General features: G+C 62.3%; 25 protein-coding genes. 17 read left to right on the top strand and 8 right to left on the bottom strand.

Annotation, left to right across the window (positions count from 1 at the left end):
- Positions 1-107 precede the first annotated feature (107 nt).
- From AACO21_RS10265 to AACO21_RS10240, 6 genes are all read left to right on the top strand, one after another.
- Positions 108-1,325, top strand: coding sequence for a branched-chain amino acid ABC transporter substrate-binding protein (locus AACO21_RS10265; RefSeq protein ID WP_346192424.1), 1,218 nt, complete (start codon positions 108-110; stop codon positions 1,323-1,325).
- Positions 1,326-1,390: 65 nt separating this feature from the next.
- On the top strand, positions 1,391-2,314 hold the full coding sequence (locus AACO21_RS10260; protein ID WP_346192423.1) for a branched-chain amino acid ABC transporter permease: 924 nt from the start codon (positions 1,391-1,393) through the stop codon (positions 2,312-2,314).
- Positions 2,311-3,378 (top strand): ABC transporter ATP-binding protein, encoded by a 1,068-nt coding sequence (locus AACO21_RS10255; protein WP_346192422.1) that lies wholly within the window; start codon positions 2,311-2,313, stop codon positions 3,376-3,378. The genes AACO21_RS10260 and AACO21_RS10255 overlap by 4 nt, the downstream gene beginning before the upstream one ends.
- Positions 3,378-4,139 carry an ABC transporter ATP-binding protein gene (locus AACO21_RS10250; RefSeq protein ID WP_346192462.1) on the top strand — a complete coding sequence of 254 codons (762 nt, stop codon included), beginning with the start codon at positions 3,378-3,380 and terminating at the stop codon, positions 4,137-4,139. The genes AACO21_RS10255 and AACO21_RS10250 overlap by 1 nt, the downstream gene beginning before the upstream one ends.
- Positions 4,132-4,836 carry an ABC transporter ATP-binding protein gene (locus AACO21_RS10245; RefSeq protein ID WP_346192421.1) on the top strand — a complete coding sequence of 235 codons (705 nt, stop codon included), beginning with the start codon at positions 4,132-4,134 and terminating at the stop codon, positions 4,834-4,836. The genes AACO21_RS10250 and AACO21_RS10245 overlap by 8 nt, the downstream gene beginning before the upstream one ends.
- Positions 4,837-4,911: 75 nt before the next feature.
- The gene (locus AACO21_RS10240) at positions 4,912-5,574 is read left to right on the top strand and encodes a hypothetical protein (protein ID WP_346192420.1); all 663 of its coding nucleotides are present in this window, start codon (positions 4,912-4,914) and stop codon (positions 5,572-5,574) included.
- Between the two features lie 63 nt (positions 5,575-5,637).
- On the opposite strand, the gene AACO21_RS10235 is transcribed toward AACO21_RS10240, so the two are convergent.
- On the bottom strand, positions 5,638-6,651 hold the full coding sequence (locus AACO21_RS10235) for a CDP-6-deoxy-delta-3,4-glucoseen reductase (RefSeq protein ID WP_346192419.1): 1,014 nt from the start codon (positions 6,649-6,651) through the stop codon (positions 5,638-5,640).
- 33 nt (positions 6,652-6,684) lie between these two features.
- On the opposite strand from AACO21_RS10235, the gene AACO21_RS10230 reads away from it, so the two are divergent.
- The 6 genes from AACO21_RS10230 (at position 6,685) to AACO21_RS10205 (ending at position 11,579) form a co-directional block, all read left to right on the top strand.
- Positions 6,685-7,575, top strand: coding sequence for an SDR family oxidoreductase (locus tag AACO21_RS10230; protein ID WP_346192461.1), 891 nt, complete (start codon positions 6,685-6,687; stop codon positions 7,573-7,575).
- Positions 7,563-7,979, top strand: a complete 417-nt coding sequence (locus tag AACO21_RS10225; protein WP_346192418.1) for a CopD family protein — start codon at positions 7,563-7,565, stop codon at positions 7,977-7,979. The genes AACO21_RS10230 and AACO21_RS10225 overlap by 13 nt, the downstream gene beginning before the upstream one ends.
- Before the next feature lies 1 nt (position 7,980).
- Positions 7,981-9,138, top strand: a complete 1,158-nt coding sequence (locus AACO21_RS10220) for a THUMP domain-containing protein (RefSeq protein ID WP_346192417.1) — start codon at positions 7,981-7,983, stop codon at positions 9,136-9,138.
- A gap of 160 nt (positions 9,139-9,298) precedes the next feature.
- Complete coding sequence (locus AACO21_RS10215) at positions 9,299-10,594, top strand: acetyl-CoA hydrolase/transferase C-terminal domain-containing protein (protein ID WP_346192416.1); 1,296 nt, start codon at positions 9,299-9,301, stop codon at positions 10,592-10,594.
- A 92-nt stretch (positions 10,595-10,686) separates the two neighbouring features.
- Positions 10,687-11,046 (top strand): hypothetical protein, encoded by a 360-nt coding sequence (locus tag AACO21_RS10210; RefSeq protein ID WP_346192415.1) that lies wholly within the window; start codon positions 10,687-10,689, stop codon positions 11,044-11,046.
- Positions 11,043-11,579 carry a YMGG-like glycine zipper-containing protein gene (locus tag AACO21_RS10205; RefSeq protein ID WP_346192414.1) on the top strand — a complete coding sequence of 179 codons (537 nt, stop codon included), beginning with the start codon at positions 11,043-11,045 and terminating at the stop codon, positions 11,577-11,579. The genes AACO21_RS10210 and AACO21_RS10205 overlap by 4 nt, the downstream gene beginning before the upstream one ends.
- Positions 11,580-11,642: 63 nt before the next feature.
- Here the strand turns inward: AACO21_RS10205 and lipA are convergent, their stop codons facing one another.
- The 6 genes from lipA to nhaR are packed head-to-tail and all read right to left on the bottom strand — an operon-like array spanning position 11,643 to position 16,445.
- Positions 11,643-12,590, bottom strand: a complete 948-nt coding sequence (lipA, locus tag AACO21_RS10200; RefSeq protein ID WP_346192413.1) for a lipoyl synthase — start codon at positions 12,588-12,590, stop codon at positions 11,643-11,645.
- Positions 12,583-13,254, bottom strand: coding sequence for a lipoyl(octanoyl) transferase LipB (gene lipB, locus AACO21_RS10195; protein WP_346192412.1), 672 nt, complete (start codon positions 13,252-13,254; stop codon positions 12,583-12,585). The genes lipA and lipB overlap by 8 nt, the downstream gene beginning before the upstream one ends.
- Positions 13,202-13,471 (bottom strand): DUF493 domain-containing protein, encoded by a 270-nt coding sequence (locus AACO21_RS10190; protein WP_346192411.1) that lies wholly within the window; start codon positions 13,469-13,471, stop codon positions 13,202-13,204. The genes lipB and AACO21_RS10190 overlap by 53 nt, the downstream gene beginning before the upstream one ends.
- A 3-nt stretch (positions 13,472-13,474) precedes the next feature.
- Entirely contained in the window at positions 13,475-14,350 is an 876-nt protein-coding gene (locus tag AACO21_RS10185) for a D-amino acid aminotransferase (RefSeq protein ID WP_346192410.1), read from the bottom strand.
- A 15-nt stretch (positions 14,351-14,365) separates the two neighbouring features.
- Complete coding sequence (locus AACO21_RS10180; RefSeq protein WP_346192409.1) at positions 14,366-15,505, bottom strand: D-alanyl-D-alanine carboxypeptidase family protein; 1,140 nt, start codon at positions 15,503-15,505, stop codon at positions 14,366-14,368.
- A 31-nt stretch (positions 15,506-15,536) separates the two neighbouring features.
- Complete coding sequence (gene nhaR / locus AACO21_RS10175) at positions 15,537-16,445, bottom strand: transcriptional activator NhaR (RefSeq protein ID WP_346192408.1); 909 nt, start codon at positions 16,443-16,445, stop codon at positions 15,537-15,539.
- A 105-nt stretch (positions 16,446-16,550) separates the two neighbouring features.
- On the opposite strand from nhaR, the gene htpX reads away from it, so the two are divergent.
- Genes htpX through AACO21_RS10150 form a run of 5 tightly spaced genes read left to right on the top strand, consistent with a single transcriptional unit; the run spans position 16,551 to position 23,286 of the window.
- Complete coding sequence (gene htpX / locus AACO21_RS10170) at positions 16,551-17,426, top strand: protease HtpX (protein ID WP_346192407.1); 876 nt, start codon at positions 16,551-16,553, stop codon at positions 17,424-17,426.
- A 31-nt stretch (positions 17,427-17,457) separates the two neighbouring features.
- A complete protein-coding gene (locus AACO21_RS10165; protein ID WP_346192406.1) occupies positions 17,458-18,699 on the top strand; it encodes a TolC family protein in 1,242 nt (413 codons plus the stop codon).
- Positions 18,696-19,835 carry an efflux RND transporter periplasmic adaptor subunit gene (locus AACO21_RS10160; protein ID WP_346192405.1) on the top strand — a complete coding sequence of 380 codons (1,140 nt, stop codon included), beginning with the start codon at positions 18,696-18,698 and terminating at the stop codon, positions 19,833-19,835. Before AACO21_RS10165 ends, AACO21_RS10160 begins: the two co-directional genes overlap by 4 nt.
- Entirely contained in the window at positions 19,832-22,942 is a 3,111-nt protein-coding gene (locus AACO21_RS10155) for a CusA/CzcA family heavy metal efflux RND transporter (protein ID WP_346192404.1), read from the top strand. Before AACO21_RS10160 ends, AACO21_RS10155 begins: the two co-directional genes overlap by 4 nt.
- Complete coding sequence (locus tag AACO21_RS10150; RefSeq protein WP_346192403.1) at positions 22,939-23,286, top strand: P-II family nitrogen regulator; 348 nt, start codon at positions 22,939-22,941, stop codon at positions 23,284-23,286. The genes AACO21_RS10155 and AACO21_RS10150 overlap by 4 nt, the downstream gene beginning before the upstream one ends.
- Here AACO21_RS10150 and AACO21_RS10145 read toward each other — a convergent pair whose 3' ends face one another.
- Entirely contained in the window at positions 23,287-24,042 is a 756-nt protein-coding gene (locus AACO21_RS10145) for a hypothetical protein (RefSeq protein WP_346192402.1), read from the bottom strand. It abuts the gene before it with no gap.
- Positions 24,043-24,051: the final 9 nt, after the last annotated feature.

Below are 24,051 nucleotides of genomic sequence, written 5' to 3'. Positions count from 1 at the left end.
CTGGGAAATTGACTATATGGATTGACAGGCTTTCCCCCCCTCGGGAGAATCGCGCCATCTTTTATTTCCCCAATTAATTGAATCACCTACATAGAGGAGACGTACTGATGCAAGCCAAGCTGTCCGTAGTTGCTCTCTCGATCGCCACTGCATTTGCGCTGGCCGCCTGTGGTCAGAAGGAAGAACAAAAGCCGGTGGCAACGCCGGCCGTGCCTGCTGCGCCGCAGGAACTCGTGGTGAAGATCGGCCATGTGGCCCCGATGACCGGCCCGCAGGCTCACCTGGGCAAGGACAACGAAAATGGTGCCCGTCTGGCCATCGAGGAACTCAACGCCAAGGGCGTCGAAATCGCCGGTGCCAAGGTCAAGTTCGAGTTGCTCGGTGAAGATGACCAGGCCGATCCGAAGCAGGGTTCGATCGTCGCCCAGAAACTGGTCGATGCCAAAGTGAATGGCGTGATCGGTCACCTGAATTCCGGGACGACCATTCCGGCTTCCAAGCTGTATGCCGACGCCGGCATCCCGCAAATTTCCGGTTCCGCCACCAACCCCAAGTACACCCAGCAGGGCTTCAAGACGGCTTTCCGCGTGATGGCCAATGATGTCCAGCAGGGCAAGGTGCTCGGTGAGTTCGCCGCCAAGCAGGGCGTCAAGAGCGTGGCCGTGGTCGATGACCGCACCGCTTATGGCCAGGGTCTGGCGGATGAGTTCCGCAAGGCTGCCGAAGCCGCCGGCCTGAAAGTGGTGGCCAACGAGTACACCAACGACAAGGCCACCGACTTCAAGGCCATCCTGACCAAGATCAAGTCGACCAAGGCCGACCTCGTCTTCTACGGTGGCATGGACGCCCAGGGCGGCCCGATGGCCAAGCAGATGAAGGAACTGGGCATCAAGGCCAAGTTCCTCGGTGGCGACGGTGTCTGTACGCCGGAGTTCATGAAGCTGGGTGGCGAAGCGACCGAAGGTCACTACTGCTCCCTGCCGGGTGTGCCGCTCGAAAAGCTCGCCAAGGGGCCGGAGTTCAAGGACAAGTTCACGAAGAAGTTCAACGCCGAAATCCAGCTCTATGCACCGTACGTCTATGACGCGGTGATGGTGATGGCTGACGCGATGAAGCGTGCCAACTCTGCCGAGCCGGCGAAGTACCTGCCGGAAGTCGGCAAGACCAACTACGACGGCGTGACCGCTCAGATTCAGTTCGACGAAGTCGGCGACCTGAAGGGCGGGGCAATTTCTGTTTATCAGTACAAGGGCGGCAAGCTCGAGTACGTTGAAACCCTGGGTGGTACGACCGCTGAAGCGCCGAAAGCCGCTGAAGCCAAGTAATCCCCGCTGACGATCAGCATGAACGGCACCGCAAGGTGCCGTTCGCGTTGATCGGGATTGGAAACATGGATATTTTTCTTCAACAAATCATCAACGGCCTGGTGCAGGGGAGCATTTACGCCCTCGTCGCCTTGGGCTACACGATGGTGTACGGCATCATGGGCCTGATCAACTTTGCGCACGGCGAAGTGGTCATGATCGGCACCCTGATCGCCATCACCGTCATCGGTTCCCTGGTGCAGGCCGGCGTGCCTGCGCTGTTTGCCGGTCTGGCCGGCATGGGCGCGGCCGTGGCCGGCTGCATGCTGCTCGGCTGGGGCCTGGAACGGGTCGCGTATCGTCCGCTGCGCAATGCGCCGCGTCTGACGCCGCTGATCACGGCCATCGGCATGTCGATCATCCTGCAGAACGTGGCGATGATCGCCTGGGGCCGTAACTATCTGACCTTCCCGCCGATCTTGCCGAAGGTCGATCTCGAATTCGCCGGGGCCAATTTCACGCTGATCCAGGTCATCATCGTCGTGGTCTCTGCGCTGACCATGGGCGCGCTGTTGTTCCTGATCTATCGCACCAAGCTGGGTATGGCGATGCGTGCGACGGCGCAGAATCCGGCCGTGGCCAACCTGATGGGCGTCAATAGCAACCGTGTCATCTCGGCTGCCTTTGTGATCGGCTCGGCGCTGGGCGCCCTGGCCGGCATCATGGTCGGAACCTATTACGAAATCGCGCATTACCAGATGGGCTTCATGCTCGGCCTGAAAGCCTTCACGGCGGCCGTGCTGGGCGGTATCGGCAATCTGGTCGGTGCCATGCTGGGCGGTATTCTGCTCGGCATCATCGAAGCCCTGGGCGCCGGTTATATCGGCGATCTGACGGGCGGCTTCCTGGGCAGCCACTATCAGGACATCTTTGCCTTCGTCGTGCTGATCGTCGTCCTGATGTTCAAGCCGTCGGGCCTGTTTGGTGAAAAGACGGGAGATCGCGCATGAAAAACTGGCTTTCTCCGCGGTCGACCGCCGGCATCGCCCTCATTGCCATCGCGCTCATCGCCCTGCCTTTCGTGGCGGCGATGGGGGGGCAGGCCTGGGTGCGCATTGTCAATTTCGCCATCCTCTACGTCTTCCTGGCATTGGGTCTGAACATTGTGGTCGGCTTTGCCGGTCTGCTTGACTTGGGGTACATCGCCTTCTATGCCGTCGGCGCGTACACCTGGGCCTTGCTGGCGAGCCCGCATTTCGGGCTGCACCTGCCGTTCTGGGTGATCCTGCCGATCGGTGCCGCGCTGGCGTGTATCGCCGGGGTCTTGCTCGGTTCGCCGACCCTCAAGCTGCGTGGCGACTACCTCGCCATCGTCACGCTGGGTTTCGGTGAGATCGTGCGGATCTTCATGAACAACCTGAATGCGCCGATCAACATCACCAACGGGCCGCAGGGCATCACCCTGATCGACCCGGTGAAGATGGGCGATTTCAGTTTTGCCGGCAAGACGCAGATTTTCGGTTATGACCTGACCGGGCCCCAGAAGTATTACTTCCTGCTGGTCGCCTTGTGCATTCTGGTCATCATCATCAACCAGCGTTTGCAGGATTCCCGCATCGGGCGTGCCTGGCAGGCCATCCGTGAGGATGAGATCGCCGCCAAGGCGGTGGGCATCAATACCCGCAACGTGAAACTGCTGGCCTTTGCCATGGGCGCCTCGTTCGGTGGCGTGGCAGGGGGCGTGTTTGCCGCGATGCAGGGCTTTGTTTCTCCCGAATCCTTCTCGCTGCTGGAATCGATCATGATCCTGGCCATGGTGGTGCTGGGCGGCATGGGTCATATCCCGGGCGTCATTCTGGGGGCGGTGCTCCTCTCCATCCTGCCGGAAGCGCTGCGCTACGGTGTGGGGCCGATCCAGAATGCCCTGTTCGGCAAGCAGCTGGTCGATCCGGAAAGCCTGCGCATGCTGGTCTTCGGCCTGGCACTGGTGCTGGTCATGCGCTTCAAGCCGAACGGCCTGTGGCCGGCGCCGGAGCGCCAACGTGAAATGTCTGAAAAGCAGGGAGGGGCATGATGGCTGACGTCCTGCTCGAAGCAAACGCCGTTGCCAAGCACTTTGGCGGCGTCAAGGCGCTGCGCGATGTGTCGCTGACCATCCGTCGTGGCGAAGTCTACGGTCTGATCGGCCCGAACGGGGCCGGCAAGACCACCTTCTTCAACTGCATGACCGGGCTTTACGTGCCGGACGGCGGCGGTTTCGTCTTTGACGGCACGCCGCTCAAGGCCGATGCCCCGCAAAAAGCAGCCGAACTCGGGATCGCCCGTACCTTCCAGAACATCCGTCTGTTTGCCAACATGACGGCGCTGGAAAACGTGATGGTCGGTCGCCATGTGCGGACTCGCGCCGGCGTGCTCGGTGCCATGTTCCAGAACAAGGCGACGCGCGATGAAGAGGCCGCCATTCGTGCCCGCGCCATGGACCTGCTGCGTTATGTGCGCATCGAGGACCGTGCGGACGATCTGGCCAAGAATCTTTCCTACGGCGACCAGCGCCGTCTGGAGATCGCCCGTGCGTTGGCCACCGAGCCGAAGCTGCTCTGTCTCGACGAGCCGGCCGCCGGCATGAATGCCACCGAAACCGAAGATCTGCGCGAACTGATCGAAGGCATCCGGGCCGACGGCACGACGATCCTGCTCATCGAGCATGACGTCAAGCTGGTCATGGGGCTGTGCGACCGCGTCGCCGTGCTGGATTACGGCGCCCTCGTCATCGAGGATGTGCCGGCCATCGTGCAGAAAGATCAACGCGTCATTGAGGCTTACCTAGGTGCTTGAAGTAACTGGACTCCACGTCGCCTATGGCGGCATTCAGGCGGTGCGCAGCATCACCTTCCACGTCAATCAGGGCGAAACCGTCGCGCTGATCGGGGCCAACGGGGCCGGCAAGACCAGCACCCTGAAGGCCATCTCCCGCATCATCAACATGGCCGGGGGCGACGTTCATTTCTGTGGCGAGAAGATCGGCCGCATTCCTTCGCACGAGCTGATCCGCCAGGGCATCGCCTTGGTGCCGGAAGGGCGGGGCGTGTTCCCGCGCCTGACCGTGGCCGAGAATCTGGCGATGGGCGCTTTCATCCGTGACGACAAGGCGGAAATTCAGGCCGACATGGAGCGTATGTACGCCTATTTCCCGCGTCTCAAGGAGCGCTCCTTCCAGCTGGCCGGCACCCTCTCGGGCGGTGAACAGCAGATGCTGGCCCTGGGTCGTGCGCTGATGAGCCGTCCGAAGATGCTCCTGCTTGACGAACCGTCGATGGGTCTGGCGCCGATCATGGTGCAGAAAATCTTCGAGGTGATCCGTGCGGTGGCCGCCGAAGGCATGACCATCCTGCTCGTCGAACAGAATGCCAAGCTGGCACTTGAATCCAGCCAGCGTGCCTACGTCATGGAGAGCGGCGAAATCACCCTGAATGGCAATTCGGCCGAACTACTGGACGATCCCAAGGTGCGCGCAGCTTACCTCGGCGAATAAGTCTTTTTCGGCTGGATCAAACCGATTGTTCCCGGCTCGGGGGACAATCGGTTTTTTTATTGTCTGCGGATGCTGATGATGAAGCGATTGATGCCGGCCCTGGCGGCCCTTTTTCTGACGCTTGGCGTACACGCCGAGACCCCGCCCGACAGCGGAGAAGCTTTGCCGGAGGCGGTGGCGGCGCCACCGGATAAGCCGAAGCTGGCCTATGGTCAGATGATCCAACAGGGTGACAAGCGCCTGTTCTCGCCCTGTCGGGACCGTAGTTACCTGTTTCTTGAGGATGTGTCGCCCGACGCTGCCGTGATCAAGGCGCTGGATGGGGTCGGGCTGGCTGCGGGGAAACCCATTTATGTCGAATTGCTGGCGGTGGCAGAGGGAAATAGCCTGAAGGCCTCCGCCTTGAACCAGGCGGTGGCGGGCGGGCGCTGCCAGCAGCCGGGGGGCATGGAGGAAGACTGGCGCGCGGCCGGGAATGAGCCGGCCTGGTTGCTGGCCGTCGGACGCGAGCAACTGGTCGTCAAGCGCCAGGGCAAGGCCGATCGGATCCTGCCCGTGCCGCTGCCGGGCCGCGCCGAGGGGCAGGTTGACTACCGTCATGCCGGTGCGGATGGGGCGCTGAACGTGCGCTTTACACGAGGGGTCTGCCGCGACACGATGGCCGCTGCCGTCTTCGGCTGGCGTGCCGAGTTGGAGATTGACGGCCAGACCTTGCGCGGCTGCGCCTGGCAGCGATGAAAAAAGGGCGGTTTTCGACGGTCGACCGCCGGAAACCGCCCTTTTTGCTGACGCAGGCTTGCGTCAGTTGGTGGAGAACGTGAACGCGTCCGCGAAGAAGGCGTCTTCCGGCAAACCGCGGGCCAGGAAGTCGGCTCGCGCAGCATCGATCATGGCCGGCGACCCGCAGGCATAGACCTCGAAACCCGAGAGGTCGGCATGGTCGTCCAGCACCGCCTGATGCACGAGGCCGGTCCGGCCGGTCCAGGCATCCGTTGCCTGCGGCTCGGAGAGCACCGGCACATAGCCCACATGGGCATGTGCCGCCGCCCAGCTTTCCGGCAGGGCGTGCTGATAGAGATCCTGCTTGGCGCGGGCGCCCCAGTAAATCGTCATCGGACGCGTGCAGCCTTCGGCCAGGGCATGTTCGACAATGGCCTTGATCGGCGCAAAGCCGGTGCCGCCGGCGAGCAGGATGATCGGCTTGTCCGACTCTTCGCGCAGGAAAAAGCCGCCGTGCGGTCCGTTGAAGCGGAGAATGTCCTTCTGCTTCATGGTCGAGAAAACCTGATCGGTAAACACGCCGCCCGGCACGTGCCGCACATGCAGTTGCAGCACCGCATCGTCGTGCGGCGCATTGGCCAGGGAGAAACTGCGTTTCTTGCCATCCTTGAGCAGGATGTCGATGTACTGGCCGGCGAGGAACTGCAGGCGCTCGCTGGCGGGCAGGCGCAGGTGGATTTCCATGACATCCGGCGCCAGACGTTCGAATTTTTCGATCCGCGACGGCAGCGTCTTGACCGGGATGTCGCTGGCCGAGCGAATCTGCTTGCACTCGATGCTGACATCGGTTTGGGCGGTGGCGCAGCAGAAGAGGGTGAGGCCGGCGGCTTTTTCGGTATCGCTCAGGGCATGCGGCTGGGCCTTGCCGTGATCGACTTCGCCGCAGAGTACTTTGCCCTTGCAGGCACCGCAGGCGCCATCCTTGCAGCCATAAGGCATGGTCAGGCCCTGGCGCAGCGCGGCGTCGAGCAGGGTTTCATCGGACTCGACCGCAAACTGGCGGCCACTTGGTTGAACGGTGACTTGATGGCTCATCGGTTCCCCTTGATGCTCGGCTACAATGCCGGCGTGCAAAAAATCCTGATTGTTGGCAGCGGGGACGTCGCCCGCCGCATCCTTCCCAAACTTGCCCGGCGCGCCGTGGTGTATGCCGTGCTGCGCGATGTGCAGCAGGCTGCCTGGTGGCGGGCACAGGGCGCGCGGCCGGTGCGGGCCGATCTGGATGATCCGGTCAGTCTCCAGCGTCTGGCCGGCCTGGCCGATAGCGTGCTGCACCTCGCGCCGCCGCCGGGCAGTGGCGCGACAGACCGTCGTACCCGGCACCTGCTGGCTGCGCTGAGCAAGTCCAAAAGTCTACCACGCCGCCTGATTTACGTAAGCACGACAGGGGTTTACGGCGATTGCGCCGGTGCCTGGATCGATGAGACCCGGCCTTTGAATCCGGAGAGCAGCCGTGCTGCCCGTCGGGTCGATGCCGAGCAGGTGTTGCGCGATTGGGGCGCACGCGCGGGCGTGTGCATCAGTATCCTGCGTGCGCCGGGCATTTATGCCGCTGATCGTCTGCCCCTCGAGCGGCTTGAAAAGGGCACGCCTGCACTCGTCGACCGTGAGGATGTGTTCACCAACCACATCCATGCCGACGATCTGGCTGCGGCCTGTGTCGTGGCGCTCCGGCGAGGGCGGGCCGGGCGGGCGTACAATGTCGTCGATGATTCCGATCTGCGTATGGGGGCGTATTTCGACCGCGTGGCCGATGCCTTTGGCCTGCCCCGTGCGCCGCGTTTGTCGCGGGCGGAGGCGGCGGCCGTCTTGTCGCCGATCCAGATGTCCTTCATGCGCGAATCACGACGCATCGGGAACGCGCGCCTCAAACATGAACTAAAACTGCGTCTGGCTTACCCGACCGTGGAGGCCGGCATTGCCGACGCACTTGCAAGGAGAACAGCATGCTCGTCGTAAAGACGCTGCATTTGTGGATGGTCATTTCCTGGTTTGCCGGGCTTTTCTATCTGCCGCGCATTTTCGTCAATCTGGCCATGGTGCCGGCCGACAGCGTGGCTGAGCGCGACCGCCTGCTTCTGATGGCCGGCAAGCTCTACAAGTTCATGACGCCGCTGGGCGCCTTCGCCGTGCTGCTCGGGCTCTGGCTGTGGTTCGGCTATGGTTTCGCCGGCGGCTGGCTGCATGCCAAGACGACGCTGGTGGCCGTGCTGATCGGCTATCACTGGCACTGCGGCCGTATCCTCGATGATTTCCGGGCCGGGCGGAATGCCCGTTCCCATGTCTGGTTCCGTTTCTACAACGAGCTGCCGGTGCTGGTGCTGCTCGTTGTCCTCTTTCTGGTTGTCCTGAAGCCTTTCTAAGATGAATACCTACTTTGCAATTTGCCCGCGCGGGCTGGAAGAACTGCTGGCCGACGAACTGCGCGGCGTGGGCGGGAGCGATGTGCGTCCGGTTGCGGGCGGCGTCTTTTTCGAAGGCGAGTGGGAAACCTGCTATCGGGCCAACCTCGAGTCGCGGATCGCGACGCGCATCCTCTGGCACATCGTCAAAGGCCCCTACGCCAAGGAAGAGGATATCTACCGCCTGGCCGTGCGCCAGCTCTGGCCGAACCACTTCGCCGTCAGCTGCACGATGCGCGTGGTGACCACTGCCATCAAGTGCCCGCTGAAGTCGCTGGACTACGTCACCTTGCGCGTCAAGGATGCCGTCTGCGACCGCTTCCGCGACGATCTGGGCGAACGCCCGAACATCGATACGCGCAATCCGGATGTCAGCGTGCATGTCTTCCTGACCGAAAACGAGTGCACGCTATACCTCGATACCTCCGGTCAACCGCTCTGGCAGCGCGGCTTCCGCAAGGCCAGCGTGGAAGCGCCGTTGAAGGAAAACCTGGCGGCTGGCATCCTCAAGCTGAGTGGCTGGCAGCCGGGGCAGGCACTGGTCGATCCGATGTGCGGCAGCGGGACCTTCCTCCTCGAAGCCGTGCAGGTGGCGCTGGATCGCGCACCGGGCCTGGATCGTACCTTCGCCTTCGAGCGCCTGAAGTCTTTTCGGGCGCTGGCCTGGGCCGACATCCGCAGCGCGGCTGAAGCCCGCGTCAAGCCGGCCGAGGCCATGCCGATCTACGGCTACGACCGTGACGAGCATGCAGTGCGTGCCAGCCGCCGCAATCTGCAGCAGGCGGGTTTTGGCAATGTGGTCCAGGTCGACCGCAGCGATCTGCTCGATCTCGATGCACCGGCAAGTACTGGCATCATGCTGACCAATCCGCCCTACGGTGAGCGCATTGGCGAGCAGGAAGAGCTGGCCGCTTTCTATCCCGAACTGGGCAGTGTCCTGAAACGCCGCTGGGCGGGCTGGCAATGTTTCTTCTTCACGGCCGATCTGCGCTTGCCAAAACTGGTTGGCCTGAAGCCCAGCCGCAAGACACCGCTGTTCAATGGCCCGCTGGAATGCCGCCTGTTTGAAATCCGTATGGTGGCGGGCAGCAATCGCAGCAAACCCGTCGTCGAGGGCTGATTGCCACGGGACTGGCCGGCGGGCTTGAAAAGGCCCGCCAGGCCGGGAACTTCTTCGATTGTGCTGCAATGCAGCAAGCATTGCGTTTGAATTTGTGTCACTATTTTGGTCTGACCAAGGTCAGTACACAAACTTAATAAACGCAAGAGGAGAATAGCCCATGTCCGTGCAGGCGCTTTATCAACAAAAACTCATGTCGGCCAGCGATGCCATCCATGTCGTCAAGGATGGTGACACCATCGTCGTCCCGACTGGCGTGGGCGAACCGCCTGCGCTGCTCACTGCACTCTCCGACGTTCGCCGCAAGTACCGCGACGTCAAGATTTCCCAGATCCTGCCGCTGCGCAAGTACGGCTATATCGATCCGGAAACCCAGGAAAACATCCGCCACGTCGCCTATTTCTTCGGCGGCGCAACCCGTCCGGGCGGGCAGGAAGGCTGGATCGACTACGTGCCGGCCTACTTCTCCGAACTGCCGATGCTGATCGAGCGCGGCCTGTCGCCGTCTGAAGTCGTCTTTTCGATGGCTTCGCCGATGGATGAGTACGGCTATTTCTCGCTCTCCCTGGCCGCTGACTACACCATGGCGGCCCTCAAGAAGGCGCGTGCCATCGTCCTGGAAGTGAACCCGAATGTGCCGTTTGCCAACGGGAACTGCCATCTGCACATTTCCGAAGTGGCCGCCCTGACCGAAAGCAACGATCCGCTGCTGGAAGTCGGCCTGCCGAAGATCGGCCCTGTTCAGGAAGCCATTGGGGGCTACGTCGCCGAAATGATCCCGAACGGCGCCACGCTGCAGATCGGCTACGGCGGCATTCCGGACGCCGTGGTGATGCAGCTGACCAACAAGCACGATCTCGGTGTTCATACCGAGATGGTGGGCGATGGCATCATGACCCTGGTCGAAGCCGGTGTGGTCAACAACCGCAAGAAGAACTTCCTGCCGGGCAAGATGGTGGCCACTTTCGCGCTGGGTTCGAACAAGCTGTATCGCTTCATGCACCGTAACCCGGCGCTGGAAATGCATCCGGTCGAATTCACCAACGATCCGTACATTGCCGGTCAGAACGATAACCTGCACTGTATCAACGCGACGATGCAGATCGATTTCATGGGCCAGTGCGGCTCGGAAAGCCTCGGTTTCAAGCCCTACTCCGGTACCGGTGGCCAGGCCGACTTCGTGCGTGCCGCCAACCGCTCGCGGGGCGGCAAGGCTTTCATCGTGCTGCCTTCCACCGCCAAGGACGACACCATCTCCCGGATCGTGCCGACCCTGACGCCGGGGACCCATGTCTCGACCAGCAAGAATGACATCAACTATGTCGTGACCGAGTATGGTGTGGCCCAGTTGCGTGGCAAGACCGCCAAGCAGCGTTGCCAGGAACTGATTGCCATCGCGCATCCGAACTTCCGTGCCGAACTGCGTGAATCGGCCAAGAAGATGGGTCTGCTCTAAGCCAGCTTACAAACGGTTGCAAATCCGTACGCCTGGTCAGGCGAAAATCCGATATCTTCAAATCGGATTCTTCGTCTGACCAGGCGTTTTTCATGAAGCTGAAACTCTGCTTTTCCCTCTGTATCGCGCTGCTGGCTGCGCTGGCCAGCGATGCGGCATTGGCACGTTCGCGGACCTATGTCGGGGTGTATATGGGCCCGCCGCCCGTCTATGTCGGCCCGCCTTCCATGTTCTGGGGGCCCGGTTGGTACCCTTCGCCCTGGTATTACCCTCCGCAGGTTGTGGTCGTACCCCAGGCTCCGCCGCCACCACCGCCGGTCTACATCGAGCAACGTGAAGCGCCGCCTGAACAGTTCTGGTATTACTGCGGCCCGAGCCGGGCTTATTACCCGCATGTTAAGGATTGTCCTGAACCCTGGCAGCGGGTGCTGCCGCAGCCGGAGCAACGATGATGTCCCGTCTACTGAATTTCCCCCGTTTGAGCGTGTTGACCGTCGCCCTCGCGCTGGGGGCCTGTACGGTGATGCCCAATGGGCCCAGCGTCATGGTCTTGCCCGGGAGTGGGCAAAGTTTCGAACGTTTCCGGCTGGATGATGCCGATTGTCGTGGCTATGCCTTCCAGCAAGTGGGCGGCAAGACGGCGACAGACCGTGCGCGGGAGTCTGCCGTGAATAGTGCGGCAGTTGGAACGGCAGTGGGTGCCGTCGCGGGGGCTGCGATCGGGGGCGGCCAGGGGGCCGCAGTCGGTGCCGGCGTCGGGATGGCTGGCGGTGCGGCTGTCGGGACCGATGCGGCACAGCAGTCCGGGTATGGCTCCCAGCGCCAGTACGACAATGCCTTTATCCAGTGCATGTATGCCAAGGGGCACCGGGTGCCGGTGCCGGGCAACATGAATTATTCGGCCCCGATCCGTGCCCAGGATGCTGGGATTCCCCCGCCGCCACCGGGAACGCCGCCGGCCCCGCCGCCAGGAAGCAAAAAGTGAGATCCCGGAGGTCATGAAAAAGGGCAGCCAATTGGCTGCCCTTTTGCTGGGAGGGGGCGTGGATCAGCCCGTGATTCCTGCCGAATGCGCCTGTTGGTCGGCCCAGTAGCTGGAGCGGACCATCGGGGCGCAGGCTGCGCCGGAAAAGCCCATTTTCAGCGCTTCTTCTTCGAACATCTTGAACGTGTCCGGATGCACGTAGCGGGAGACCGGCAGGTGATGGCCAGACGGGGCCAGATACTGGCCGATGGTCAGCATTTCGACATCGTGGGCACGCAGGTCGCGCATGACCTCCAGGATTTCCTCATCGGTTTCGCCCAGGCCGACCATCAGGCCGGACTTGGTCTTGACCTGCGGGTAGCGGGCCTTGAAGTCCTTCATCAGCTTCAGGGAGTGCGCGTAGTCGGCGCCCGGGCGGGCCTGCTTGTAGAGGCGCTGCACGGTTTCCATGTTGTGGTTGAGCACGTCCGGCAGGCATTGGCCCAGTACCTCGAGGGCCACATCCAGACGGCCACGGAAGTCCGGGATCAGCGTTTCGATGGTGGTTTTGGGCGAGGCGTCGCGCACGGCACGGATGACGTCCACGAAGTGCTGGGCACCGCCGTCGCGCAGGTCGTCACGGTCGACGCTGGTGATCACCACATAATTCAGCTTGAGGGTGGCCACGGAGTGGGCCAGTTCGGCCGGCTCGTTCGGGTTGGGCGGCAAGGGCTGGCCGTGGCCGACGTCGCAGAACGGGCAGCGGCGGGTGCAGATATCGCCCAGGATCATGAAGGTCGCCGTGCCGCGCCCGAAGCATTCGCCGATGTTCGGACAGGCGGCTTCCTCGCAGACCGTGTGCAGCTTCTTCTCGCGCAGCATGGCCTTGATCTCGCCAAAACGGCCGGCGCTGTTGCCGGCCTTGACGCGGATCCATTCCGGTTTGCGCAGCGGCTCGTTCACCGGAACGATCTTGATCGGGATGCGCGCGGTTTTCAGCTCGCCTTTTTGTTTGACGCCTTTCTCAGCCATGTTTCGGTTCCAGTTGCCGTAGCAGGTGGTGGGACAGATGCTCGCCGGCCTCGTGAGCGGTGAGCGGAATATTCAGGTCTTTGGTCTGGATGACTTGCAAGCCAGCATAGCCGCAGGGGTTGATCGCGGCAAAGGGGGAAAGATCCATATCGACGTTGAGCGAAACGCCGTGGTAGGAGCAGCCGTTGCGGATGCGCAGGCCGAGCGCGGCGATCTTGGCCGGGCCGACATAAACGCCGGGGGCGCCGTCGCGCCGCTCGGCCGTCACGCCCTGCTCGGCGAGAAAATCGATGACGGCCTGTTCAATGGCCGTGACCAGTTCGCGCACCTTGATCTTCAGGCGATGCAGATCCAGCAGCAGGTAGATCACGACCTGGCCGGGGCCGTGGTAGGTGACCTGGCCGCCACGGTCGATCTTGACCAGCGGAATGCCGACATCGCGCAGGATGTGCTCCGGTTTGCCAGCCTGGCCCAGCGTGTAGACCGGGGGGTGTTCGACGATCCAGAGCTCGTCCGGGGTGTCGGCGGTGCGGTTGGCGGTGAACGCCTGCATGGCTTCGAAGGTCGGCGCGTAGTCGACCTGCCCCAGGCGTTTGACGAGCAGATTCACGTCAGAGTACGACCTTGACGAGCGGGTGCGCGGTGAGCTCCATGTACAGCGCATCGAGTTGCGGCTTCGAGGTGGCGACCACCGTGCAGGTCAGGCTGACGTAGTTGCCGCCCGAACTGGCGCGCATTTCCATCGATGCGCCGTCGAAACCCGGGGCGTGCCTGGTCACGATGGTGAGCACGGCCTGGGCCAGATTGTCGTCGGCCTTGCCCATGATCTTGAGCGGAAAGTCGCAGGGGAATTCGAGCAGGGTGTCTTGCTGGTCAGCCATGATTCAGCCTTGGCGCATGATGTGATTCTTGAAATCCTGATACCACTGCCACATGCGGGCGGCGACAGGGCCGGGCTGGCCATTGCCGACCGGCTGGCCGTCCAGCGTGGTGATGGGCAGGATTTCCTTGGTGGAGGAGGTCATCCAGACCTCGTCGGCGTGGCGAAGTTCCATTTCGGTGAGTTCGCGCACGTCGACCGCCTGGCCGTGGGTGGCGGCCAGTTCGAGGATGACGTCGTAGGTGATGCCGGGCAGCATCAGCCGGGTCTTGGGCGGTGCCAGAAGGACGCCGTCCTTGACGATGAAGATGTTCGAGGCAGCGCCTTCTTTCAGGTAGCCGTCACGGATGAGCAGGGCCTCGGTGCAGCCCTGATCGACAGCGGCTTGGCGGGCCAGCACGTTGGCGAGCAGGGAAAGCACCTTGAGGTCGCAGCGTGCCCAGCGCTCGTCTGCCACCGTGATGGCCGACACGCCGCGCGTGCGCTGCTCGGCCGACGGGGTGACCAGCGGAGAAGCAAAGGCGAACACGGTCGGTGCCACGCTGGCCGGCGGGAAGGCGTGGTCCCGTTTGTCGTCGGCGCCGCGGGTGACCTGCAGGTACACCGACTGGTCTTCCCAGGGGGCATCCGCGATCAATTTGAAAATGACCGATTTCCAGGCGTCGACCGTCAGCGGATTGGCGAGGCGGATGCCGTCCAGGGTGGCCTGCAGGCGGGTCAGATGCTCATCGATGCGGAAGGGGCGCCGGGAATACACCGGGATCACTTCATAGACGCCGTCGCCGTACAGGAACCCGCGGTCGAGCGGCGAAACGCCCGCTTCAGCCAGCGGTTTGAACTGGCCGTTCAGGTAGACAGGTTCGGCGACGTAGGCGGTCATGAGCGGTCTCGCGGTTTAGTTGAACCAGAGGCGGATGGTGTCGAAGAGACGGATGAAGATATTGCCGAGGCCGACATTTTCAAGGGCCACCACCGGGTAGTCGCCGTAGGGCTTGCCGTCGATGGCAACCTTGAGCGTGCCCAGCTTCTGGCCAGCCTCGACCGGCGCAATCAAACGCGGCTCGGCAACAAAGTCGTGCGTCACTTTGTCAGCATAGCCCTTCGGCACGGCGATCGACAGGTCGGCTTTGAAACCGGCCTTGATCTCGCTCTTTTCACCCTTCCAGACCTTGAGCTGGGCCAGCGGCTGCTCCGCAGCCTGAATCAGCACGGCGTCGTAGCTGATGAAGCCCCAGTTGAGCAGCTTCTGCGATTCGCTGGCGCGGGCGCTGTCCGAGGCCGTGCCGAGCACGACGGAGAGCAGGCGGCGCTTGTCGCGCAGGGCCGAGGAGATCAGGCAGTAGCCTGCCGCGTCGGTATGACCGGTTTTCACGCCGTCGACCGTCGGATCGATGAAGAGCAGGCGGTTGCGGTTGGGCTGGGTGATGTTGTTGTAGCGGAATTCCTTCATCGAGTAGTACTTCTTGTACTCCTCCGGGAAGTCGCGGATCAGCGCGTTGGCGAGGATGGAAAGGTCGCGTGCGGTGGTGTAATGGTTCGGGTCCGGCAGGCCGGTCGAATTGCGGAAGCTGGACGATTTCATGCCCAGACGCTGGGCTTCGCGGTTCATCATCTGTGCGAAGTTTTCTTCGCTGCCGGCGATGCCTTCGGCCAGCGTGACGCAGGCATCGTTGCCAGACTGCACGATCATGCCCTTGATCAGGTCTTCCACCGGGACGACGGTATCGACCTTGATGAACATCTTGGAACCGCCGGTTTTCCAGGCGCGCGCCGACACCGGGAGCGGCGTTTCGAGGGAGAGGGTCTTCTTGTGAATGGCCTGGAAGGTCAGGTAGGCCGTCATCAGCTTGGTCAGCGAGGCCGGTTCCAGGCGGTCATCCGGCTTTTCGGCGGTCAACACCTGACCGGAGCCCACTTCCAGAAGCAGCCAGGACTTGGCGGCCAGTGAGGGCGGCACGGGCGCCTGCTGGGCGGAAACCAGGGTGCTGCCGGCCAGTGTGGCGACAGCGAAGGCAAGGGAGCGGAACAGCGACATGTAGATATTCTGGTTGCGTTGGGGGCCGAAATTATACCTCTGCCGGCGGGGCGCTTTGGGCGCCGCCTTGGCAAAGTACCTCGACTGCGGGGTGGCGGATACGGCGTTCATTCGAAATGGCGTAGATCTGTTCGCTGACACCCGCCATCTCTCCCAGAGGCTGGGCATGCAGCTGCGTCGCGACTTGCTCGGCCAGGGCCAGGGGGGCCGGGAACAAACCGAGGCCGCCACGGCCAAAAGTGGTGAGCAGGGCGCTGTCTTCAAATTCGCCGACGATGCGCGGATGCAGATGGTTGGCTTCCAGCCAGCGGTCGATACGCCCGCGCAGGGCATTGTGACGGGTGGGAAGCAGCAACGGGGCACCGTGCAGCGAATGGGGAAAATCGGTCTGGTAACGGGCGATCAGATCAGCTTGTCCGAACAGGCCGGTGGCAAAGTCGCCCAGGTGGGTGGAAAAGAGTTTGAGGTTGCCGCCTACCGGTGCAGCGCGGTCGGTCAGAACGACATCCAGCTTGTGCAGGGCGAGATCGGCCAGCAGGGTTTCGAACTCCCCTTCGTCGCAGACCAGGCGGATGTCCTGCGGCATCTGCGTGACCTGGGTCAGCAACTGGTAGGCGAGCAGTTTGGGGATGCCGTCGGAAATGCCTGCACGCAGACGCAGGGTGCTTTCGGCGTCGCTCTGGTGCACCGCCTGGACGAGCGCATCGCCAAGTTGGAAAATCTGGTCGGCATAACCGAGAACGAGGCGCCCGGTATCACTCAGTACCAGGCCGCGTCCCTGCGGTTTGAAGAGCGTTTTACCCAGCTGTCGTTCAAGTAGCGACAACTGGCCGCTGATCGTCTGGACGGCGACATCAAGCCGGCTGGCGGCTTTGGTGATGCTGCCTTCCTGAGCGACCACCCAGAAGTAATGCAGGTGCTTATAGTTGAGTTGGCTCATTTAATTTTTCGTAAAAAACGAAGTGTTGTTCAATTTTGATCCGGTTTTACCGGTTTGTGCAATGCACTACGATGCAAACCTCAAAGTTTGTTCATGGAGATCAACATGAAACGCGTCATTCTTTTTCTGCTGACCAACCTGGCAGTCATGCTGGTGTTGAGCATCACGGCCAGTTTGCTGGGTGTGAATCGGTTTCTCACCGCCAACGGCCTCAATTTCGGGATGTTGCTCGCCTTTGCCGCCTTGATGGGCTTTGGCGGGGCCTTCATCTCCTTGCTCATGTCGAAGTCGATGGCCAAATGGTCGACGGGTGCCCAGGTCATTACCTCGCCGAGCACCTCGACGGAAGTCTGGCTGGTCGATACGGTGGCCCGCTTGTCTCAGCGTGCCGGCCTGCCGATGCCGGAAGTGGCGATTTACGAGGGTGAGCCGAATGCCTTCGCCACCGGCGCGAGCAAAAACAGCTCCCTGGTAGCCGTCTCGACGGGCCTGCTGCAAAGCATGACCCGGGAAGAGGCGGAAGCCGTGCTGGCGCATGAAGTGGCGCACATCGCCAATGGCGACATGGTGACGCTGACCCTGATCCAGGGCGTGGTCAATACCTTCGTGATCTTCATTTCCCGGGTGGTCGGCTATCTGGTCGATAGTTTCCTGCGCCGCAACGAAGAGGAAAGCAGCGGCCCGGGGATCGGCTACATGGTGACCAGCTTCATCTGTGAAATCGTCTTCGGTGTGCTGGCCAGCATGGTCGTGGCCTGGTTCTCCCGTCAGCGCGAGTTCCGTGCCGATGCGGGGGCGGCCCATCTGATGGGATCGGCGGTGCCGATGCAAAATGCCTTGCGCCGTCTGGGCAACCTGCATACCGAACCCTTGCCGCAGAACATGGCTGCCTCGGGCATTGCCGGCGGCAGCAGCGTGATGGCCCTGTTTGCCTCGCACCCGCCGCTGGAAGCGCGTATTGCAGCCTTGGGTCAGCGCTGAGCGTCCCGGTGGTGTACGTAAAAGGATTGGTATGAGCCTGTTCAAAACCTTCACCGTCCTGGCCCTGGGGTGCTGCTGTGCAGTGGTCCAGGCCGCGCCGGCCAGCTTTGATCTGGCCGGTCTGGAGCGTCTGGCTGCACAAAACAGCCGGGTGCTCCAGGCGGCTCGGGACCATGTGGATGCGGCCCGCTTTGCCGTCGATACGGCATCGGCGTTCCCGAACCCGGAACTGGAGTACATGAAAGGGAATGCCAGGGCGCGGGCGCCGGGGGCCAATCCCGGCGATGTGCGGACCTACGGGGTGACCCAGCCGCTGGACATGCCCTGGACGCGCCAGCCGCGCATCGATCTGGCCGAAGCGAACTACAAGCTGGCCACCGCCGGTGCGCGTGTCTTTGAAGCCGATTACAGGACCCGTCTGCGTCTGGGCTTCTATGAAGTCCTCCGTCGGGAAGCGGAGTTGCGCAATGCACGTGAAGACGCTGCGCTGATGGAGAGTGTGCGCTCACGTATTCAACTCCGTGTCGAAACGGGTGATGCGCCCCGCTTCGAACTGATCAAAGCGGAAGCCGAGGCGCTGAACGCCTTGAAACAGTCCCAGGCTGCGAGCTTCCGGGTCGAACAGGCACGGGCACACCTTCGCCAGATTGTCGGCGATGCCTTGCCGCAGGATTTCAAACTGGAAGGGCGCTTGCGTGATGTGCCGGAAGTGCCGGCCCTGGATGTGCTGCAGGCCGAAGTGGCGGCGCAGAGCCCGGATCTGGCCCGCGGTCGGGCAGAAACCGAGATGGCGGAACGTCGCCTGGCCTATGAGCGTGCCCAGCGCTTGCCCAAGGTCGCCTTGAAGGCCGGGGTCGATGAGGACCCGGATCTGCGTACTTCCAAAGTCGGCGTGGCTGTCACCATTCCGCTCTGGGATCGCCGCCGTGGTCCGATTGGCGAAGCCAGCGCCCAGCTGTCGCGAGCCCGCAACGAACTGGCTGCCCAAACCTTTTCCAAGCAGCAGGCATTGGACATGGCCTACCAGCAGTACGAGATCGCCACGGCGCAGGTGAGTTCATTGGAGAACGGCATTGTGCGCAGCGCCGAAGCGGCCCTGCGTGTTGCCGAGTCGGCCTACCGTTTTGGCGAACGCGGCTTTATCGAAGTGCTTGATGCGCAGCGTGTGTATCGCGCTGCACGGGCTGAATTAATTGCCGCCCGTTACGAACTGGCGGCTGCGTGGGTGGAAATTGAACGCCTGCGTGCTGCATCCGGAGAAACCAAGGAATGAAAAAGACGTGTTTGGCCCTGTTGACCGCCGCCCTCCTGAGCGCCTGTGATAAAGACGCGCCGCAGTCCAGCGCGGCGCCGGCCGCCGAGCCGGGGGTGATCAGCCCCGCGCCGGAACTGATGTCCCAGCTCAAGCTGGCAGGCGTGAAGCGTGAGCCGATCGCAGAAACCCTGCGCGTTGCCGGGCGGATCGATTTTGACGAGCACCGTCTGGCCCGCATTGGCGCAACCATCACGGGCCGGGTGACGGATATCGATGCCTGGCTCGGGCAAGAGGTGCGCAAAGGCACCGTGCTCGCCCGCCTGAATAGCAGCGAGCTATCGACACAGCAATTGGCCTATCTCAAGGCGCGGGCCGAGCTTGAACTGAACAAGCGGAATGCGGAGCGGGCCAAGGCGCTGTTCCAGGCCGACGTGATCAGTGCGGCTGAAAACCAGCGCCGGGAAAGCGAATACCAGATTTCTCAGGCCGAAACCCGTGCTGCTGCCGATCAGCTGCGTTTGCTGGGTGTGTCGCCGGCCGCCATCGAGAAGCTCGGCAAGCAAGGAGCAATCGATTCCGTGACGACCGTCATGGCGACCATGAATGGTGTGGTTGTCGAACGCCGTCTGTCGCAAGGTCAGGTGGTGCAGCCGGCGGATACGCTGTTTGTGGTGGCAGACCTCTCACGGCTGTGGGCCGTCGCCCAGGTGCCGGAGCAGCAGGTCGGTCTGGTCAAGACCGGTCAGTCGGTGAGTATCGAAGTGCCGGCGCTGGGCAATGAGCGCCTGGTGGGTAAATTGATTTTTGTGGGGCAGACGATCGATCCGGAAACCCGGACGGTGTTGGTCCGGACTGAGCTCGATAACCGGGACGGCCGACTCAAGCCGGCCATGCTGGCCTCCATGCTGATCGAAGCCAAACCGCAGGAAAGACTGGTCATTCCAGCCAGTGCAGTGGTTCGGGAAAACGGTGAGGATCACGTCTTCGTGGCCACGGGCCCGCAACAGTTCCGCCTGCAAAAGCTCAAGCTGGCGCCGGAGCAGGGTGGGCGGCGCGCCGTGCTGTCCGGTCTGAACGGTGACGAGCAGATCGTGATCGATGGCGCTTTCCACCTGAACAACGAACGTAACCGCAAGGAAATGGAGGGCGCGTGATCGAGTCCCTGATTCGTGCTGCACTGAAGCAGCGCCTCGTCGTCGCGGTGATTGCGGCCGTCATGCTGTTGTTCGGCATGAATGCGGCGCAAAAGCTCTCTGTCGACGCTTTCCCCGATGTCACCAATATTCAGGTCCAGATTGCGACCGAGGCACCGGGCCGTTCTCCGGAGGAGGTGGAGCGTTTTGCCACCGTCCCGCTGGAGGTGGCAATGACCGGCCTGCCGGGCCTGGTCGAAATGCGCTCCCTGAACAAGCCGGGCCTGTCCCTGATCACGCTGGTCTTTACCGACAAGACGGATACCTATTTTGCCCGTCAACTGGTCATGGAGCGTCTGCTGGAAGTGGGTTCCCGCTTGCCGCTGGGCATTACGCCTGTCCTGGGGCCGGTGTCCACCGGTCTGGGTGAGGTCTTCCAGTACACCCTGGAACGTCCGGATGATGGCGGGCGAACGCTGACCCAGGATGAATTGATGCAGCGCCGTACGGCACAGGACTGGGTGGTGCGACCGATGCTGCGTTCGATTCCGGGTGTGGCGGAAATCAATTCCTTGGGGGGCTTTGCCAAGCAGTATCAGGTGCTGGTCAATCCGGAGCGCCTGCGCCACTACAAGATTTCCATCGAGCAGGTTTATCTGGCGCTGGCTAAAAACAACGCCAATGCCGGGGGCGGTGTGCTGCCGCAGTATGCCGAGCAATACCTGATCCGGGGTGTCGGCCTGGTGCGCGATGTGGACGACATCCGGGCCATCGTGCTCCAGGAGCGGGAAGGCGTGCCGGTTTATCTGCGCGATGTGGCTGAGGTGCAGATTGGTCACGAAGTGCGTCAGGGTGCCTTGATCAAGAATGGCAGCACCGAAGCCGTCGGCGGGATCGTCATGATGATCGCCGGTGGCAATGCCAAGGAAATCGTCGGGCGCATCAAGGAGCGTATCGATACCATCAACGCGCAAGGCATCTTGCCGGATGGTCTGAAGGTCGTGCCTTTCTATGACCGTTCCGAATTGGTCGATGCAGCGTTGTGGACCGTCACCAAGGTCCTGCTGGAAGGCGTGGTTCTCGTGGTGGTCGTGCTCTTCCTCTTCCTGGGCGATGTGCGTTCTTCACTGATCGTGGTCGCGACCTTGCTGCTGACCCCTTTGCTCACCTTCATGGCCATGAACAAGCTGGGCATTTCGGCGAACCTGATGTCGCTGGGGGGGCTGGCCATCGCCATCGGCCTGATGGTCGACGGTTCGGTGGTCGTGGTGGAAAACGCCTTTGCCCAGTTGGGACGCGCCGGGAAAACCGGTGAAAGCCACACGCGGGTGATCCTGCGCGCGGTGGTGGAGGTGGCGACGCCGGTCATTTTCGGGGTCGGCATCATCATCCTCGTCTTCCTGCCGCTGATGACGCTGGAAGGCATGGAAGGCAAGATGTTCGCGCCGCTGGCCTACACCATTGCCATCGCGCTGGCGATTTCCCTGGTCTTGTCCCTTACGCTGACGCCGGTCATGTCGTCCTACATGCTGAAGGCTCCGGAGCATGACGGTGACCACGATACCCGCCTGATCAAGGCCCTCAAGCGTCCGTACGAAAAACTGCTGGATAAGGCGCTGGCCAACGAAAAGGTGACGGTGGCGGTGTCCGTCGGCGTCTTTGCGCTCTCGATCGGGATCCTGCCCTTCCTGGGCACAGCCTTTATCCCCGAAATGAAGGAAGGCTCGATTGTGCCGGCCATTACCCGCGTGCCGAACATCTCGCTGGAAGAGTCGGTCAAGATGGAAATGGAGGCCACACGCCTGATGCGCGAGGTGCCGGGGGTGAAATCGGTGGTCTCGGCGGTGGGGCGTGGCGAATCGCCGGCGGATCCGCAGGGCGTGAATGAATCGTCGCCCATCGTCAGCCTGCTGCCGCGTGAAAAATGGCCGGATGGCTGGGGCGAGGAAGACATCGCACGGGCCTTGCGTGACAAGCTGAAGGTCCTGCCGGGGGTCGAAATCGTCATGTCGCAACCGATTGCTGCCCGTGTGGCGGAAATGGTGACCGGTGTGCGTTCCGATATCGCGGTCAAGGTCTTTGGTGACGATCTGGAGCAACTGCGCCGCGTCGCCGGCCAGATCGGCAAGGTCGCCCAGTCGCTGCAAGGTGCGCAGGATCTGCGGATCGAGCGGGTCAGCGGTCAACAGTATCTGACCATCGAAATCGATCGCCAGGCCATTGCGCGCCTCGGTTTGAACGTCAGCGACGTGAATGACCTGATCGAAACGGCCGTGGGCGGCAAGCAGGCTACCGAGATCTTCGAAGGGGAGCGTCGCTTCCCCGGTGTGGTGCGTTTGCCGGAGCGCTTCCGCGACAACGTCGAGGCGATTTCCAACATCCTGATCACTGCACCGAGCGGCGCCCAGGCTCGCCTGGCCGATGTGGCGCAGATCCGCGTTCAGGACGGTCCGGCCCAGATCTCCCGCGAACTGGGCAAGCGCCGTATCGTGGTCGGGGTGAACGTCAAGGACCGCGATCTCGGCGGCTTCGTGGCCGAACTGCAGCAGAAGGTCGGGCAGCAGGTCAAATTGCCGGAAGGCTATTACCTGGAGTGGGGTGGCCAGTTCCAGAACATGGAGCGGGCGCTGGGCCATTTGAGCGTGATCATCCCGATCACCATCGCGGCGATTTTCTTCCTGCTCTTCCTGCTCTTCAATTCCTTGCGCTTCGCCACGCTGATCATCACCGTGCTGCCCTTCGCCTCGATTGGCGGCATCGTCGGTCTGTTCCTGACCGGTGAGTATCTGTCCGTGCCGGCCTCGGTAGGCTTCATCGCCTTGTGGGGGATTGCGGTGCTGAATGGGGTGGTGCTCGTCTCCTATATCCGGGGGCTGCGCGAAGAAGGGCGATCCGTACGTGAGGCCGTGCTGGAAGGGGCAAAGCTGCGTTTCCGCCCGGTCATGATGACCGCGACGGTCGCCATGCTGGGCCTGATCCCCTTCCTGTTTTCGACGGGGCCGGGTTCCGAGGTGCAGCGCCCGCTGGCCATTGTGGTCATCGGGGGGCTGATTACCTCCACCCTGCTGACTTTGGTCGTTTTGCCCACGATCTACCGCTGGTTCGATGAAGAAAGGATCGAAGCATGAAAGAAATCAAGGCGGTGATCCGCCCGAACAAGCTGGCAGCCTTGCGCGATGCCCTGATCAGTCTGCCCGGTTTTCCAGGGATGACCGTGGCCAAGGTCGAGGGCTGCAGTGCGCCGACCCGGCATGTGACAGGGCGGGTCCGGATCAAGGATGAGCTGACCGAATATACGCCGAAGGTGCGGATTGAAATCGTGGCGCCGGACGAGGTGGCACCGGCGATTTTCGAGCGGATTACCGAGGTCGCCCAAACCGGCCACTATGGTGATGGCTTGGTCTGGATGATCGATGTGGAGCGTGCCGCCTTTGTCTTCAAGACCACGCCGGGCGGTGAAAATACGCCTTGATCAGGCGTTGACCGTTGCGATGGCCTGTTCGATCCGGTGCAGGCCATCGCGTAACTGCTGATGCTGTTCCGGATCATCCGCTGGCAGGACTGAAGTCTTGGCCAGCAAGCGACGAAAGTCGCGACTCAGATGCACGATGCCCCAGAGCTCGATCTGCAGGGCCGCCTGTTCCAGTTCGTCGATATCCTCCTTCAGCGCGTAGAGATCGATGGGGAGGGCATCGAGTGCGTCGTGCATGCGCTGGACTCGCTCCTGATTTTCACTGACGAACAGCTGGTCCAGGATGGCGGAGCGTGCATCCGGGATCGGATCGGCAAAGCTCTGTTGGAGCCGTTGTGCAAAATGGCGGGCGCGCTCGCCGAAGGTGACGTGTTCCAGCCCTTCCTTTTCGAGCAATCCGTCGCAGGTGGCAGAAATGGCGGCAAGCAGCCGCGGTGCGTCCGGGGTGGCTTCCAGTTGGTCTGCCGCACTGGCCAGTGCCTCGCCAAGTGCAAGGCAGTCTGCATCGGCCGTTTCGAGGGCCACGCCATAGAGCGCGAAAATGTTTCGCCGGACAGCGTCATGCCCTTCTCGATAGCGCTGCTGCCAGGCATCGGCCAATGCTTGCGTTGCGTCGATCCAGCGGGTGTTGAGTGCGGCCTCGAAACGCTGGGGGCGGGGTTTCGCCAGCCAGGGCAGGATGGCTGCCGTGGCTTCCAGCGTGGGCGCGAGCGCGGCCCGGGTCGCTTCGATATCGTCCTCGGGCCGGGTGCTCATGGGGCTACC

The organism is Dechloromonas sp. ZS-1 (genome assembly GCF_039649255.1).
GTDB lineage: Bacteria > Pseudomonadota > Gammaproteobacteria > Burkholderiales > Rhodocyclaceae > Azonexus.
Note: the sequence above shows the minus strand (reverse complement) of the source record. Positions and strands in the feature narration are given on the sequence as shown.

Coding starts and splice junctions, on each gene's coding strand:
- AACO21_RS10265 (WP_346192424.1), top strand. CDS start 108: ATGCAAGCCAAGCTGTCCGTAGTTGCTCTCTCGATCGCCACTGCATTT.
- AACO21_RS10260 (WP_346192423.1), top strand. CDS start 1,391: ATGGATATTTTTCTTCAACAAATCATCAACGGCCTGGTGCAGGGGAGC.
- AACO21_RS10255 (WP_346192422.1), top strand. CDS start 2,311: ATGAAAAACTGGCTTTCTCCGCGGTCGACCGCCGGCATCGCCCTCATT.
- AACO21_RS10250 (WP_346192462.1), top strand. CDS start 3,378: ATGGCTGACGTCCTGCTCGAAGCAAACGCCGTTGCCAAGCACTTTGGC.
- AACO21_RS10240 (WP_346192420.1), top strand. CDS start 4,912: ATGATGAAGCGATTGATGCCGGCCCTGGCGGCCCTTTTTCTGACGCTT.
- AACO21_RS10235 (WP_346192419.1), bottom strand. CDS start 6,651: ATGAGCCATCAAGTCACCGTTCAACCAAGTGGCCGCCAGTTTGCGGTC.
- AACO21_RS10225 (WP_346192418.1), top strand. CDS start 7,563: ATGCTCGTCGTAAAGACGCTGCATTTGTGGATGGTCATTTCCTGGTTT.
- AACO21_RS10220 (WP_346192417.1), top strand. CDS start 7,981: ATGAATACCTACTTTGCAATTTGCCCGCGCGGGCTGGAAGAACTGCTG.
- AACO21_RS10215 (WP_346192416.1), top strand. CDS start 9,299: ATGTCCGTGCAGGCGCTTTATCAACAAAAACTCATGTCGGCCAGCGAT.
- AACO21_RS10210 (WP_346192415.1), top strand. CDS start 10,687: ATGAAGCTGAAACTCTGCTTTTCCCTCTGTATCGCGCTGCTGGCTGCG.
- AACO21_RS10205 (WP_346192414.1), top strand. CDS start 11,043: ATGATGTCCCGTCTACTGAATTTCCCCCGTTTGAGCGTGTTGACCGTC.
- lipA (WP_346192413.1), bottom strand. CDS start 12,590: ATGGCTGAGAAAGGCGTCAAACAAAAAGGCGAGCTGAAAACCGCGCGC.
- lipB (WP_346192412.1), bottom strand. CDS start 13,254: ATGCGCTGTACATGGAGCTCACCGCGCACCCGCTCGTCAAGGTCGTAC.
- AACO21_RS10190 (WP_346192411.1), bottom strand. CDS start 13,471: ATGGCTGACCAGCAAGACACCCTGCTCGAATTCCCCTGCGACTTTCCG.
- AACO21_RS10185 (WP_346192410.1), bottom strand. CDS start 14,350: ATGACCGCCTACGTCGCCGAACCTGTCTACCTGAACGGCCAGTTCAAA.
- AACO21_RS10180 (WP_346192409.1), bottom strand. CDS start 15,505: ATGTCGCTGTTCCGCTCCCTTGCCTTCGCTGTCGCCACACTGGCCGGC.
- nhaR (WP_346192408.1), bottom strand. CDS start 16,445: ATGAGCCAACTCAACTATAAGCACCTGCATTACTTCTGGGTGGTCGCT.
- htpX (WP_346192407.1), top strand. CDS start 16,551: ATGAAACGCGTCATTCTTTTTCTGCTGACCAACCTGGCAGTCATGCTG.
- AACO21_RS10165 (WP_346192406.1), top strand. CDS start 17,458: ATGAGCCTGTTCAAAACCTTCACCGTCCTGGCCCTGGGGTGCTGCTGT.
- AACO21_RS10160 (WP_346192405.1), top strand. CDS start 18,696: ATGAAAAAGACGTGTTTGGCCCTGTTGACCGCCGCCCTCCTGAGCGCC.
- AACO21_RS10150 (WP_346192403.1), top strand. CDS start 22,939: ATGAAAGAAATCAAGGCGGTGATCCGCCCGAACAAGCTGGCAGCCTTG.
- AACO21_RS10145 (WP_346192402.1), bottom strand. CDS start 24,042: ATGAGCACCCGGCCCGAGGACGATATCGAAGCGACCCGGGCCGCGCTC.